Consider the following 14,486-nt stretch of genomic DNA (forward strand, 5'->3'; position numbering starts at 1 on the left):
TCAGTTCACCCGCACTCTCGGGTCGAGGGCGACGACGGCGAGGTCGGCGAGGATGGCGCCGATAGCCGTCATCAGGGCGCCGAATGCCGCGACGGCGACGGCCCCGTGCACGTCATTGGTGCTGATCGTCTTGGTGAAGTACTCGCCCATTCCGTGCCAGGCGAAGACCGTCTCGGTGATGACCGCGCCGGTGAAGAGCGTCGGCATCGCGAAGGCGACCTGGGTGGCTACGGGAATGATGGAGGTACGCAATCCGTGCCGTCGGATGGCCTGTTGGCGGGTCAGGCCTTTGGCGCGGGCGGTCCGTACGTAATCCGAATTGATGTTGTCCAGCAGCAGCGACCGCTGGAGCAGGTGATATCCGGCGTACGAAATGAAGGTGAGGGAAATCGTCGGCAGTATCGCGTGGGTCATGCGCGACCCGAACACCGCCCAGAAGCCTGACGCGTCGGGGCTCTGGGCGCCCGCCACCGGGAGCAGCGTGCTGCCGAGCGACTCGTTGAGCGAGATGGTCGCGAACACGACGGCCAGGGACGCCACGGCGGACGGCGTGTTGAACGACAGCACCGACAGGCCCTGCCACGCCCGATCGGAGGCCTTGTACTGGCGCGCCGCGGTGAAGACGCCGAGCGCGACGCCGATGACGATCGACAGGATCGTCGCCCCCAGCACCAACTGCCCACTCGTCAGGGCGCGGAAGACGATCTGCTCATTGACGCTGCCGCCGGTCGGCGAGGCACCCCAGTCCCAATGGAAGAGAATCCCGGAAAACCAGTCCCACCAGCGCGACATGATGGGCTTGTCCGGGTTGAGGTTGTACAGCGAAAGCGAGTGATTGATCTGAGCCGTGGTTCGTGGCGGCCGCAACGCAAGGTAATTTGAAGCGGGTTTGAGAAATGCGTTGGCAAGGAAGTAGGTGATGTTCGTCGCCACGACAATCATCACGATCCAGCCGGCGGATTTCCGCGCGACGTATCGCAGCACTGGCTACCCGGCCTTTCAAGGGTGGTGGGGGGTGTGGGGCTACGCCCTGGTGGCGGGATGGCGCCCAGGTCTATGGCAGGCGTAGTGCGTGGGCCGGGTCGCGAGCGGCTTGGCGGGGGGTGGGGGCAAGTAATGCGCCGAACATGGGGGGTTGACCTCGGGTAGGGGCGTCACTCGGGCCGGAGCGTCAGCTGGGTGGCAGCTGCATGCCTGGCCGGCGCCGATCTGGCCAGCGCCGATCCTGACGATCGCAATCCGCTGTACGGCGCGTCAATACCGGCCGGGTCAAGTTCCGGTAAGGGAGTGGCATGTGTGACGACTGCGCACGCGGTTGTAAAGGATCCCTTGACGCGCTGGATGTGTAAAGGCACCCTTTACGTATGGCTGACATGGCTGACATGGCTGACGCCCCGCAGTCCCTCACCGCCCTGAGCGCCCTGCTGTCCGAGCGCGCCTCGGTCCTGGCCGACGCGGTACGCAGCCCGTTGGCGTCCCCCGCCTACCTCGACCTGGTCCGGCACGCTCAGCGCGTCGACGGCCTCGCGGAACAGGTGCTCAAGCTGTCCGTGCAGCAGTGCCGGGACGCCGGCCACACCTGGCAGGAGATCGGGGACCTGCTCGGCGTCACCCGCCAGGCCGCGTTCCAGCGGTTCGGCAAGCCCATCGACCCCCGTACGGGAGAACTCATGGACAAGACAGTGCACATGGCCGACGCCGGGCATCGCGCGCTCGGGATCGCCACGGACATCCTCGAAGGCCGCATGGACGAGGCGAGGCAGTCCTTCAACGCCGAGGTTCTGGAGGCATTCACCGACGAGGTACGAGGCGACACCCTGGCGGCGGTCGCCGGCCTGGTCGGCGCCTTCGAAGGCTTCGGCGAGGACGCCCCCTTCGTCCGGCGCATCGGCGACCACACCGTCGTCGACATCCCACTGCACTACGAGGCGGGCGACATGAAGGCCCGCATCGCCTTCGACCCCGACGAGAAGGTCGCCGGCCTCTTCATCCTCCCGCCCGAGACCCCCTAGGGGCAGCGCCCCGCTGTACGGTCTGCGGCATGGACACCGAGGAGCTTGCGGTTCAGGGGCGGGCGATTATTGACGGCAACCGGTTCATGACGTTGGGGACCGCGAGCGCGGATGGTGAGCCGTGGGTGTCGCCGGTGTTTTATGTGGCCGACGGGTACTCGACCTTCTACTGGATCTCCTCGCCCGAGGCGACCCAGGTCCGCAATATCGCGGCGCGGCCCCGGATCGGCATCGTGGTCTTCAACTCGCAGCAGGTGCCGGGCTCCGGTGAGGCGGTGTACATGGCCGCCACGGCCTGCGAGTTGAGCGGAGCCGACCTGGACCGGGGGCTGGAGATCTATCTCGGGGCGGCGCCGTTCGGCAAGGGGCCGGAGGCTTTCCGGCCGCCCGGCGTGTATCGCGCGTACCGGGCGACGGTGACCGAGCATTCCATGCTCTGCCCGGATGCCTCCAGCGAGCCGTGCCCGGCGCACGGCCGCACATCCGATCACCGCGTCCCTGTGGTCCTCTAGCCGGGCGGCGCTTCCCGGCAGGCGCCGAGTGGCCGAATGGCCGGGCGGTTGTGGCCGGGTGGCTGAGGTGCGGGCCGGTTCTGCCGCCATAGCTTCGAGGGCATGGATGAGCACACTGCCCGAGACCAGGGGCGCAGCGCCCCGCAGAGCGCCACCAGCCGGCGACGGCTCCTCGCTACCGCCACGGCGCTGGGCGCCGCCACGATCCTGGCCGGCGCCGGCCGAAGCCAGGCAACGCCCGCGTCCGGAACCGCACCACACGCCAATTCCGGCGCCGGGCGCGGCGTCCGGTATCGCGGGGTCTGTTACACCATCGGTTCGGGCGAGAGCCCGGCCACCGCCTTCAGCGCCGCCCGCATGCGGGCCGACGTCCGAGCGATCAAGCACGACCTGCACGCCAACTCCATCAAGGTCACCGGGGACGGCGTGAAGCGGCTGACCGCCACCGCGCAGGAAGCCGCCGAGCACGGCCTGCAGGTGCGTGCCGAGCCGACGCTGGGGGACCGGCCGCAGCGGGAGATCCTCGAGCACCTCGCCGAGGTCGGCCGGCACGCCGAGGGGCTGCGCCGCCATGGCGCCGGCGTCGAGCTGAGCGTCGGCTGCGAGTTCCAGCTCTTCGTCCCCGGCATCATCCCCGGCGCCAATGCCGTCGAACGGATCGAGAACCTCACCAGCGGCAACCTCGACTTCGAGAAGGTGCAGCGGCGCCTGAATCGCTTCACCGCCAAGGCGGCGGCCGTCGGCCGCTCCGTCTTCCGCGGCCCGCTGAGCTACGCCGCCGCTCAGGACGACGAGGTCGACTGGAACCTCTTCGACATCGTCGGCATCGACTACTACTCGTACCACCAGAAGCGCTCCGACTACGTGCGCGAGCTGCGCCGCTACCAACGCTTCGGCAAGCCCCTGGCGATCGCCGAATTCGGCACCTGCGCCTACCGCGGCGCCCCGGCCGACGGCGGCATGGCCTGGGACGTCATCGACTACACCAAGCAGCCGCCGGAGCTCTCCAAGCCGCTGGTACGGAGCGAGCGGACGCAGGCGCGGTACGTAACAGAGCTCTTCGACGTCTTCGACAGCATGGACCTCTACGCGGCCCACGCCTTCGAGTTCATCAGCGCCGACGCGCCCCACTGGCCGGGCGACCCCCGCCGCGACCTGGATATGGCCACGTACGCCCTGGTCAAGACCGTCCGCGACACCCCCGCCGACCCCAACTCCCCCTGGCACTGGGAGCCCAAGGAGGCGTACCGCGCGCTTGCCGAGCGCTACCGGCGTTGTCCCTGAGCCGTTTCACGCGGTGGTGGCCAGCATCTCCTCGGTGATCTCGTGCCGGAGGGCCGCGCCGGCCAGCCAACGTGCGATCTCGTCCACGACGATGCGGCCCTGGCGCTGCCGCACCTGTACGGCCGCCGCCGCCTGGTGCGGGGTGAGCAGCGCGTTCGGGAGGGTGCGCAGGGGGTGGTCCGCGGGCAGGGGCTCCTCGTCGTAAACGTCGAGGGCGGCGTCGATGCGGCCCGTACGCAGCTCGTCGAGGAGCGCCGCCGTGTCGATCAGCGCCGAGCGGGCCGTGTTGACCAGGCCCGCGCCGTCCGGCATGAGGGCGAGCTCGCGCTTGCCGATCATGTGGCGGGTCGCCGGGATGCTCGGCGCGTGTACGGCGACGACCCGGCAGCCGGCCATCAGCTCATCGAGCGGTACGAGCCGGGCGCCGAGTGCGGCCGCGCGCTCGGCGCTGATGTGCGGGTCGGTGAGCAGCGGGCGGGCGCCCAGCGCGCGGATCATCTCCAGGTACGCACGGCCCGTGCGGGAGGCGCCGATGACGCCGATCTGGGTGCCGCGCAGCTCGCGGGCCGGCTGGTCGGGATAGCGGAGTGCGTCGAAGTCGGCGTCCGTATGCAGCGCGTGGTCGAAGCGGTGGATGCGGTGCAGCAGGGTGAGCGTGAAGGTCAGGGCCACCTCGGCGACGGCGGGCGCCATCGCCTCGCCGGTCTGGCTCACCCGTATCCCGCGGGCGAAGAGCTCGTCGGAGACGAGGAAGCGGACCGCCGCGCCGCTGTGCGCGACCAGGCGCAGGCGGGGTGCCGCGGCCAGTAGGCCGGCGTCGAGGCGGGGGCTGCGCCAGCCGGTGATCACGACTTCGGCGTTACGGAGATGGGCCGCCGCCTCGGCGGGTGAGGTCCCGCAGACCTGGAGGCGGCCGAGGTGCTCCAGTTCGCGCCACAGCTCAGGGGTGAAGAAGAGGCTCCGCAGCCGCTCCTCCATGACGACGGCGATCGTGGCGGACCCGACGCCGGTCACACCTCCCCACCCGCACCCGGCCGCCGCGTCGAATCGCGGACGACCAGCTCCGGCCGATGCAGCATCGAGTGACCCGCCCCCGGCTCGTCCTCCTCCAGCCGCTCCCGCAGCGTCGTGAACGCCGCCGCCGCCATCTCCGCCACCGGCTGCCGCACCGTCGTCAGCCCCGGCATCGCCATCTGCGCGAGCATGATGTCGTCGAAGCCGACCACCGACACATCCCGCCCGACCTCAAGCCCCGCATCGCGCACCCCCGCGCACACCCCCAGCGCGCAGATGTCGTTGATCGCGACAATCGCGGTCGGCGGATGAGGCGCCTCCAGCAGCTCCCTGGCCGCCGCCCGGCCCATCTCGGCGGCGTCCCGGTCGTCGAAGTTCTTCCCCGTGGCCCCCGACCACACGGTCACGTCCGCGTCCGCCACGCCCGCCGCTTCGAGCGCGCTGCGGAAGCCGTGATAGCGCTCGGAGCGGTTGATCGAGCCGATCGAGCCGGAGACGAAGGCGAAGCGCTCGTGGCCGAGTTCCAGCAGGTGGCGGGTGGAGAGCTGGGCGCCGAGGACGTTGTCGGTGCCGATGTTCACCACCGACTCTGGGTCTCCCGGCTGCGCGGTGCGGTCGAAGGCCACCAGGCCCATGCCCTGCTCCACCACCGGTCGTACGTGGTCGAGCGAGGGCAGCGACGAGCACAGCACCACGCCGCCGATGCCGTCGCCCCACAACTCCTCCACGTAGCCGCGCTCCCGCGCCGGGTCGCGCTCACTGTTGCACAGCAGCACGTAGAAACCCTCCGCCAGCGCGGCCGCCTCCAGCCGCCGCGCGAACGTGCCCCAGAAGGGGTTGGCCACCGACGGCACGACCAGACCGAGCATCTGGATACGGCCCGTGCGCAGCTGTCGCGCGGCCCGGTTCGGGCGGTAGCCGAGACGGGCTATCGCCGACTCCACGCGCTCCCGGGTCTCCGGCTGCATCTTGCCGTGCCGGCCGTTGAGCAGGTTGGAAACGGTGCTGGGTGAGACCCCCGCAGCCTTGGCCACCTGGTAGATCGTTACACCACTCACGTACCCAGCCTCCTGCAGCGCACATTACCGAGATGTTTCCGAACCATTGACAGCCCCTCAAGGCATTCCTAGTCTTCGTGCATCGATGTACCAGTAAACCGATGCACCACCGCAGACGCAAGACCAACTGATCCCGGGAAATACCGCGGCAACTGCCGTGCCGCATCCCGCCGATGGGAGTTCAGCCATGCGTTCCATATCCGCATCGTCCCTGTCCAGGAGGCGTCTGCTCGGGGTCGGTGCCGCGGCGGCCGCGGGCGCGGCGCTGTCCGCGTGTGGCGGCCCCGCGCCCGGTGCGGCCGGGGCGAAAGGAGACGGTACCGGCTCCCTGCGCATGCTCAGCCCGCTCTTCGACGATGCCAAGGGGCAGAAGCTCCTCGAGTCCATGGTCGCCGAGTTCACCGACAAGCACCCGGGCATCGACGTCCAGATCGACCACACGCTCTACGACAAGCTCAACGAGAAGCTCACCACCGCCTTCGCCGGCGGCCAGCCGTACGACGTGATGCTCATGGGCGCCGGATGGATCCCACCCTTCGCCAAGCGCAAGGTGCTGGCCGAACTGGGCGACACCCGCGCCGGGCTCGCGAAGATCTACAACCCGCGGGTCGTCGATCCCGGCGTCTACGAGGGCAAGGTGTACGCACGCCCGATCGTCCTCGACACCCGTATCGGCATCTACCGCAAGGACATCTTCGCCGATGCCGGCATCGACCAGCCGCCCAAGGACCTCGCCGAGATGCGCGAGATGGGCAAGGAGCTCACCGTCCGCGAGGGCGGCAAGCTCAAGCGGGCCGGCATCGACATCCTCAGCAACGACCCCCGGCAGACCTTCCTGCCCATCATGTGGGCCTACGGCGCCGACCTGTTCAAAAACGGCAAACCGGTCTTCGACTCACCGGAGGCGATCGACGCCCTCCAGTGGATGACCGACATCATCCGTACGGACAAAACCGAGGAAATCGGCTTTACCCAGAAGGGCGCCCTGGTCTCCCCGATCACCCAGGACCGCGCGGCCATGATGATCGGCCACAACGACCAGTGGAAGATGTACAAGGAGAAGAATCCGCGGCTGATCAAGGAAGACCTGATCGGCGCCTTCCTGCTGAAGCAGGAGCGCCCGGCGATGTTCCAGGGCGGCACGCTCGCCACGATGTCCTCGCGCAGCAAGTCCCAGGCCGCCGCCAAGAAGCTGATCGACTTCCTCACCGGCGCGGAGGTCTGCCTGAAGGCCGCCGCCGCCCGCGGCAACATCCCGGCGGCGAACAGCGCCAAGGATTCCGCGTACGTCACGGACAACAAGCTCGTCTCCTTCGCCATGGACCACCTGGACGCGGCCTTCTCCGAGGGCGGCATCCCGGCCTGGCTGGAGATCCGCGACGAGTTCAAGCCCGCGGTCGAGAGCGCCCTGCTCGGCAAGGCCAGCCCGCAGAAGGCCCTCCAGCAGCTCGCCGACAAGGCCCACACCTACATCAACAGGAGCTGGTGACGACGATGACCCAGCTGACCCCGGCCGCCGATACGGGCCGCCGCCCCGCCTCGCGGGCGAGCACCCCGGCGCCACGGCCCACCCGCAGAAAATTCGGTCACGAGCGCCGCCGCACCGCCTACTTCATGCTCGCCCCCGCCGTCATCCACCTCGTCTGGTGGATCGGTATACCCGTGGTCGCGACGATCGCGCTCGCCTTCACCAACTACGACATCCTCGCCGGCACCGGCCGCTTCGTCGGCATCGACAACTTCCGGCAGATCTTCGAGGACCCCAACTGGACCTCCTCGATCTGGCACACCGTCGTCATCACCTTCTTCACCGTGCCGGTGGCCATGGCGATCGCGGTGGTCATCGCCGTACTGCTCAACAACAAGCTGCGCGGCCGCGCCTGGTACCGCACCGCCGTATTCATGCCGCACGTCACCGCGACCGTCGCCATCTCGATGGTCTGGCTGTGGATGCTCGAACCGCGCATCGGCCTCGTGAACACCATGCTCGGCTGGGTCGGCATCGACGGCCCCGCCTGGGCGAACGACCCGGACTACGCGATCTGGGCCGTGATCATCGTGACCATCTGGAAGGGGATCGGCATCAAGATGCTGATCTACCTAGCCGCCCTCCAGGGCCTGCCGCAGGATGTCTACGAGGCGGCCGAGCTGGACGGCGCGTCCAAGACCCGGCAGTTCTTCTCGATCACGCTGCCCCTCCTCCAGCCGGCCACCTTCTTCGTCCTGGTGATCTCGATGATCGGAGCCCTGCAGGTCTTCGACCAGGTGTACATCCTCACCCCGCAGGGCGGCCCCAACAACTCAACAACCGTCATGACCTACGAGATCTACAAGACGGCCTTCCAGCAGTTCCGCATGGGTCCGGCGGCGGCGCAGAGCGTGGTGCTCTTCGCCTTCCTGCTGGTGCTCACGCTGATCAGCCGGCGGTTCACGGGGAAGGAGGAAGATGTCCGCTGACACGGCACTCAAGTCCGCGCCGCAGAAGGCCCGCCGCATCCTCCTGCATACGGCGCTCATCCTCATCTCGCTCTCGATGGCCATCCCGTTCTTCTGGATGATCGTCTCGTCGCTCAAGGGCGAGAGCGAGCTGGCCCAGTACCCGCCGACGCTGCTGCCGCACGACTGGCACTGGTCCAACTACCCGGACATGCTCGACTACGCGCCCTTCGGCACGTACTTCAAGAACAGCCTGATCATCTCCATCGGCCACACCGTCATCAATCTGGCGCTGGCGTCGATGGCGGGATACGCCCTGGCCCGGGTGCCGTTCCGCGGCCGCACCGTGATCTTCATGGGCGTGCTCACCACCATGATGATCCCGACCTACGCCAAGCTGATCCCGCAGTATCTGATCGCCAAGGGCATGCCGTTCTTCGGCGGCAACGACTTCCTCGGCCGCGGCGGCAACGGCTGGCTGGACTCCTGGTGGGCGCTGATCGTGCCCGGCGCCCTCACCCCCTTCGCGATCTTCCTCTTCCGGCAGTTCTACCTTTCCCTGCCGCGCGAGCTGGAGGAGGCGGCGAGGATGGACGGCCTCAGCGAATTCGGCATCTTCCTCCGCGTCATGACGCCGCTGGTCAAACCGGCCATCGCGACCGTCGCCCTGATCACCTTCGAGGACAGCTGGAACAACTTCCTCTGGCCGCTGATCGTCACCCAGGACTCCAACCTGCGCGTCATCCAGGTCGGGCTCGCATCCTTCCAGCAGGCCGACCAGACCGCCTGGGGCTTCCTGATGGCGGGCACGACGCTGGCCACCATCCCCATGGTCCTGCTCTTCCTCTTCACCCAGCGCTACTTCGTGCAGGGCTTCGTGAATGCCGGGATCAAGTAACTCCGGTGCCAATTAATCGCCTTATCGATATGGAGACACCAGCAATGCCCTTCGAGCTCACCGGCCGCCGCGCCCTCGTCACCGGAGCCGGCCACGGCATCGGCGCCGCGATAGCCCGCGGCCTCGCCGCCGCAGGCGCCGACGTCGTCGTCCACTATGGGCACAGCGCGGCCGGCGCGGAGCAGGTGGCGAGCGACATCGCCGGGCTCGGCGTCAAGGCCAAGGCGCTGCAGGCGGACGTGACGGACCCGGCCCAGGTGGACCGCCTGATCGACGAGGCCACGGGCTTCCTCGGCGGCCTCGACATCCTCGTCACCAACGCCGGCCACCTCATCGCCAGGGTCCCGGTCGCGGACATGGACGAGGCGCACTGGGGCAAGGTCCTCGACGTCAACCTCGGCTCCACGTACCGCACGGTGAAGGCGGCGCTGCCGCACCTCAAGGCCTCGGGCCGCGGCCGCGTCATCACCATGGCGTCGCAGGCCGCCCACGACGGCGGCGGCCCCGGCGCGGTGGCGTACGCGGCCGCGAAGGCCGGCGTCATCGGCCTGACCAAGGGCCTGGCCAAGGAGCTCGGCAAGGACGGCATCACCGCCAACGCCCTCGCCCCCGGCTTCATCGGTGACACGGCCTTCCACGGCACGTTCACCGCGCCCGAGGTGCAGAACAAGATCACCGGCAGCCTGCCGGTAGGCCGCGGCGGCGTCCCTTCAGACGTCGCCGGCGCAGCCGTCTACCTCGCCTCCGCCGAGGCCGGCTACCTCACCGGCACCACCCTCGACATCGGCGGCGGCGCATGGCCCCGCTGACCCTCCCGCGCGACCGCGGCGGCTGGTGGCACCAGTACGTCTGCCCGGTGCACGGCACCGAACTCGCCCACGACGGCCTGCTCTCCGGGACCTTCCCGGAGGGCGGCGCCGCCTGCGCGCACGGCTGCCGCCTGGACACGCCCGAGATCCGCGGCGCCTGGACGGTGCTGGCGCACCAGGCGTGCGCGCTGCGCCTGCGCGAGCTGGCGGCGTCGAGCGCGGACGAGGACCGCGCCGCGGCCGCGGCGGGGCTGGAGGCGTACGCGAAGCTGTACGCCGAGCTGACCGCCGAGGGCGAGCTGCACGCCGGGGCGCAGGGCTGGATGCTCCGCGGCCGCATCTTCCACCAGGCCCTCACCGAGGCCATCTGGGCGGTGAACATCGCGCACGCGGCCCGCAGCCTCGGCGCCGAAGCACCACCCGCGGCCGAGCCGATGCTCGCCGGCCTCGCGGCGGCGGCCGAGCAGGCCCGCGACAAGTTGATCGCCGACGGCAAGGAGAGCTCGAACTACACGGCCTGGCTGAACGCCGCCGCAACCACCTGCATAACCGCAGCCCGCCGACGCAAGGAGGGGCCGGAGTGGAGCGACGCCGCCGAAAAAACCCAGCACCGAGCCCCAGCCGACCACCACGTTTTTTCGGTGGTGTCGCGGAACTCCGGCCCCGGCCCACTACGCGGCCATCCCGCGATCGCCACCCACCCCGACGGCTGGGAGTGGGAGGGCAGCACGTACTACCACCTCTTCGTGCTTCGCGCGTATCTCCTCAGCCTTCGTGGTACGGACCCGGCGGCCCTGTCCCCGGACGACGCCGATCGCCTCGCCGCGATGATTGCCGTCCTGCAGGGCATCGCGACGCCCTCCGGCGAGCTGCCCGAGCTGCACGACGGCCCGTACCGCCGCCAAGCCGCTCTCGCTGAACTGCGGGAAGTGTGCCTGCTGGCGCACCAGTTGTACGAGGGCGAGCCGCTCGCGAAAGTGCTGGCCTGGGCGGCGGCCCGTACCCCAGAGCCGCCCGCCGACCTGCGCGACTGGTTCCGAGGCGAGCCGCTCTCCTGGCCGTACGAAACCATCCGCCGCACCTTCCCCGACGCCGGCTACACCGTCATCCGCGCCGCCGGGATCCACGCCGTCCTCGACGCCGGGCCGCACGGCGGCAGCCACGGCCACCAGGACAAGCTCGCCCTGTACCTCTACGGCGACGGCGCCGCCTGGCAGCCCGACCCGGGCCAGGTCCCGTACGGACACCGGCACTTCCGGGAGTACTACGCGTCGGCGGCCGCGCACCCGACGTTCACCGTGGACGGCGATGACCAGCTGAAGGTCGACGCGCTGCCGGCCGGCCAGGGTGGTGGCAGCTGCCAGGGCGCGTACGACGGCGTGCACGCCACTCGCACCCTCATCCCTGCCGACAGCTACCTCCTCGACGTCCTCACCATCGAGTCCGCCGACGAGCGCACGCTGACCGCTCACCTCCGCCCGGCCGTACGCTTCGAAGCGGTCACGGGGCCCGACGGGACCGTCAGCACGGTCTGGGGTGAGGGCGAGGGCCCGGTCCTCAGCGGCCTGCACCGCTCCTCCGCCACCTCCGCCGAGTTCACCCTCCACCCCCACCCCGGCCCCGCCGACGACCCCTCCCGCCCCTGCCAAGGCGCCGACTGGTCGGTCCACGGCCGCCGCGCCGTCTTCGTCTCCGCGTACCACCGAGGCCGCTCCCACCTCCGCGACCTGCGCCTGAGCGACGACACGGCGACGGTCGTCCTCACCGACGGCTCCACCCACGACCACCGGATAGGTGACTGACGTGCTCCTCCTCGACGGCCGCCTCGACGCCCTCCGCCGCGAGCTGCGCGACACCCGCGCCGCGCAGTGGCGGCGGCTGTACGAGCAGTGCGACTGGTACCGCGGCCAGGCGCCGCCCGCCGAGCACCCGCGGGCCTCCATCACGTACTTCGGCCCGGCCGCCGCCAATCTCGCCCTCGCGTACCGCCTCACCGGCCGCCGCGGCTACCTCGAAGAGGCCTGGCGCTGGATCGACACTTGCACGTCGTACCCCCACTGGGGCAAGGCCCACATGCCCGACCACGACCTCGACGCGGGCTGGCTGCTGCACGGCCTCTCCCTCGCGTACGACTGGCTCGGCGACGACCTGCCCCCCACCCGCCGCAAGCAGCTGCGCGCGAAGCTCGAGCTCCAGGGCGAGCGCCTCTGGGAGTACGTATCGCAGCACAAGAACACCTGGTGGACCGACGCCTACTGGCAGAACCACAACTGGATCTGCTGGACCGGGCTTGCCACCGCCGGCTACGCCCTCGGCCGCCGCGACTGGTCCGACGCGGCGCGCGCCAATCTCGAAGAGGTGCTGCGCCGGCTCCCGGAAGACGGCTCCGACTCCGAGGGCGTCGTCTACTGGCGCTACGGCGTCCCGTGGCTCGCCATCCACGCCGACCTGGTCCTCGACCAGGAGGGCGCGGACCTCTTCAAGGACTGCGACTTTCTGCGCAATACGACCCGCTGGCGGCTGCACCAGTTCGCGAGCGGCGGCTTCGAGGAGAACATCGACCACGGCGACTGCCACGACCGCCGCAGCGGCCACAGCGTCGCGCTCTACTACCGCCTCGCCGCCGCCTACGGCGACGCGACCGCCCAGTGGCTCGGAGACCTCGTCGCCGAGAAGCACTTCTGGCGCGAGGCATACGCCTCGGGGGTGCGCCCCGGCGTAATGCCGGAGTGCTTCCTGGAGCTGCTCTGGTACGACCCGTCGGTGCCGGCCCGCGCCCCTTCCGCCGAGCCGCGTACGGCGTACTTCCCGGACCTCGGCCAGCTCACCGCCCGTACCGGCTGGGACCCCGACGCCACCGTCGTCTCCTTCAAGTCCGCCCCGGGCGGCGGCCACGGCGCCTGGGAGCAGGGCGAGCAACTGCGCCGCGAGACCGGCTGGGACGCCGCCAGCGCCGGGCACCACCACCCCGACTCGGGTGCCTTCGTCATCGCCTCGCACGGCGCCTTCCTCGCGGTCGACGAGGGCTACAGCAACCGCAAGCGCGCCGCCCACCACAACCTCGTCCTGGTCGACGGCCACGGCTGGGCCGACGAGGACCGCTACCACGTCTACAAGGGCATCCCGTACGACCGACGGCCGCGCCTGCGCGACGTCCTGGCGGCGGACGGCTTCGCGCACGCCACCTCGGAGACGGCGTGCATGTTCCCGGCGGAGCTGGGCGTCACCTGCCTGGACCGCACTCTCGTGGTCACCCCGCTGGGCCGCACGGTCATCCTGGACATCCTGGCGGCGGACGAGCCGCGAGCGTGGACGTACGCCGTGCACGCCGACTGGCAGCAGGAACAACTCGACCACCACAGCTGGCTCCTCGCCTCCGGCCCGGCCCACGCCCGCCTCACCCGCCTCGCCCCGCACGCGGTCGCCACCTCGCAGCACCCCACCCCGATCGAGGCCAACCCGACCTCCTCCACCCCCAGCCTGAAGATCGAAAAGACCCTGCAGACCCTGCACTTCACGACGGAGCCGCGCACGCAGGCCAGCTTCCTGACGGTGTACGAGTGCGGCTCGTCGCTGGACGCGGTGCCGGCCGCTCCCGTACGAATCGAGGCCACTGCGGGGCACGCGGTCCGCCTCGGCGGAGGCGACGGCGCGGACGCGGAGACGGTGCTGCTGTCGCCGGCCGCCCGGCACATCCAGGCACCGGGGATACGGGCAGACGCCGCGGCGCTGATCCTCTCGGGCGGGCGCACCGCCGCGGTGGCGGCGACCCGGGTCGAACGGGAAGGGCTCGACGTGCACATATCAGACGAGCCGTTCACAGGAGTGCTGCAATGACCGGCGGCTGGGAGCGCAAGGCGCTGCGGCTGATGGAGTTCGTGGCGTATCCGGCGCTCGCGGGCGCGGCGTTCTGCGTGCTCGCGCTCGGCGTCGTCACATGGCTCCCGGCGCTTGCCGCGGCGGCGTACGTGCTCCAGAGCTGGCGCACCGACGGCGTGGGGCGCTGCTTCACCGGGGTCTTCGCCGCATTCCCGCGCCTGTGGCGCGAGCTGTGGCGGGAGAGCGTCATGGCCACCGCCGCACTGGCGCTGCTGGCGGCCAACACCGCCTTCCTGTGGGGCCGTCCCGCCTCCGTCGGCTATCTGCTGCTGCCGGTCCAGCTGATGCTGATCGCCGCCCTGGCTCTGTACTGCCTCGCCCTCGCGGTCGTCACCACCACCGAGCCACCGGCCCGCCGCCGACGCGCGGCCCTGGTCTTCGCGTACGGCACCCCACGCCGCGGCCTGCTGTTGCTCGCGGTCCTGGTCATCGCCCCACTGGCCGCCCTGCCCATCCCACTGGGCCCACTGCTCCTCGGCCCCACCCTGCCTCTGATGCTCGGCCTCTCCCTGCACGCACCTGCCGCCGGGGCCGGGAAGCGGCCACTGACGCGAGAGGTGTCGACGGCGTAGCGGGTGGGGCCG

General features: G+C 70.2%; 13 protein-coding genes. 10 read left to right on the forward strand and 3 right to left on the reverse strand.

Going from position 1 to position 14,486, the window contains the following annotated elements:
- Complete coding sequence (locus tag ACNNMR_RS36865; protein ID WP_419999053.1) at positions 1-984, reverse strand: ABC transporter permease; 984 nt, start codon at positions 982-984, stop codon at positions 1-3.
- Positions 985-1,364: 380 nt separating this feature from the next.
- On the opposite strand from ACNNMR_RS36865, the gene ACNNMR_RS36870 reads away from it, so the two are divergent.
- The 3 genes from ACNNMR_RS36870 (at position 1,365) to ACNNMR_RS36880 (ending at position 3,808) form a co-directional block, all read left to right on the forward strand.
- Complete coding sequence (locus ACNNMR_RS36870; protein ID WP_419999054.1) at positions 1,365-2,012, forward strand: DUF3887 domain-containing protein; 648 nt, start codon at positions 1,365-1,367, stop codon at positions 2,010-2,012.
- 29 nt (positions 2,013-2,041) lie between these two features.
- Complete coding sequence (locus ACNNMR_RS36875) at positions 2,042-2,524, forward strand: pyridoxamine 5'-phosphate oxidase family protein (RefSeq protein ID WP_419999055.1); 483 nt, start codon at positions 2,042-2,044, stop codon at positions 2,522-2,524.
- Positions 2,525-2,626: 102 nt separating this feature from the next.
- On the forward strand, positions 2,627-3,808 hold the full coding sequence (locus ACNNMR_RS36880; RefSeq protein WP_419999056.1) for an abortive phage infection protein: 1,182 nt from the start codon (positions 2,627-2,629) through the stop codon (positions 3,806-3,808).
- A gap of 6 nt (positions 3,809-3,814) precedes the next feature.
- Here ACNNMR_RS36880 and ACNNMR_RS36885 read toward each other — a convergent pair whose 3' ends face one another.
- Both ACNNMR_RS36885 and ACNNMR_RS36890 read right to left on the reverse strand, forming a co-directional pair.
- Positions 3,815-4,822, reverse strand: coding sequence for a hydroxyacid dehydrogenase (locus ACNNMR_RS36885; protein ID WP_419999057.1), 1,008 nt, complete (start codon positions 4,820-4,822; stop codon positions 3,815-3,817).
- Positions 4,819-5,880 carry a LacI family DNA-binding transcriptional regulator gene (locus tag ACNNMR_RS36890; RefSeq protein WP_419999058.1) on the reverse strand — a complete coding sequence of 354 codons (1,062 nt, stop codon included), beginning with the start codon at positions 5,878-5,880 and terminating at the stop codon, positions 4,819-4,821. Before ACNNMR_RS36890 ends, ACNNMR_RS36885 begins: the two co-directional genes overlap by 4 nt.
- Positions 5,881-6,067: 187 nt before the next feature.
- Between ACNNMR_RS36890 and ACNNMR_RS36895 the strand changes: the two genes are divergently transcribed.
- From ACNNMR_RS36895 to ACNNMR_RS36925, 7 genes are read left to right on the forward strand one after another with little or no spacing between them, the layout of a single operon-like run.
- Positions 6,068-7,369 carry an ABC transporter substrate-binding protein gene (locus tag ACNNMR_RS36895; RefSeq protein WP_419999059.1) on the forward strand — a complete coding sequence of 434 codons (1,302 nt, stop codon included), beginning with the start codon at positions 6,068-6,070 and terminating at the stop codon, positions 7,367-7,369.
- Between the two features lie 5 nt (positions 7,370-7,374).
- Positions 7,375-8,337, forward strand: a complete 963-nt coding sequence (locus ACNNMR_RS36900) for a carbohydrate ABC transporter permease (RefSeq protein WP_419999060.1) — start codon at positions 7,375-7,377, stop codon at positions 8,335-8,337.
- Positions 8,327-9,214, forward strand: coding sequence for a carbohydrate ABC transporter permease (locus ACNNMR_RS36905; protein WP_419999061.1), 888 nt, complete (start codon positions 8,327-8,329; stop codon positions 9,212-9,214). The genes ACNNMR_RS36900 and ACNNMR_RS36905 overlap by 11 nt, the downstream gene beginning before the upstream one ends.
- Positions 9,215-9,243: 29 nt before the next feature.
- A complete protein-coding gene (locus ACNNMR_RS36910) occupies positions 9,244-10,023 on the forward strand; it encodes an SDR family NAD(P)-dependent oxidoreductase (RefSeq protein ID WP_419999062.1) in 780 nt (259 codons plus the stop codon).
- Complete coding sequence (locus ACNNMR_RS36915) at positions 10,011-11,825, forward strand: heparinase II/III domain-containing protein (protein WP_419999063.1); 1,815 nt, start codon at positions 10,011-10,013, stop codon at positions 11,823-11,825. The genes ACNNMR_RS36910 and ACNNMR_RS36915 overlap by 13 nt, the downstream gene beginning before the upstream one ends.
- Positions 11,818-13,860, forward strand: a complete 2,043-nt coding sequence (locus tag ACNNMR_RS36920; protein WP_419999064.1) for a DUF4962 domain-containing protein — start codon at positions 11,818-11,820, stop codon at positions 13,858-13,860. The genes ACNNMR_RS36915 and ACNNMR_RS36920 overlap by 8 nt, the downstream gene beginning before the upstream one ends.
- Positions 13,857-14,474: a hypothetical protein gene (locus ACNNMR_RS36925; RefSeq protein WP_419999065.1), complete on the forward strand. Its 618-nt coding sequence runs from the start codon at positions 13,857-13,859 to the stop codon at positions 14,472-14,474. The genes ACNNMR_RS36920 and ACNNMR_RS36925 overlap by 4 nt, the downstream gene beginning before the upstream one ends.
- Positions 14,475-14,486: the final 12 nt, after the last annotated feature.

Origin of the sequence: Streptomyces boninensis (genome assembly GCF_048572725.1) — a bacterium.
Lineage (GTDB): Bacteria > Actinomycetota > Actinomycetes > Streptomycetales > Streptomycetaceae > Streptomyces > Streptomyces boninensis.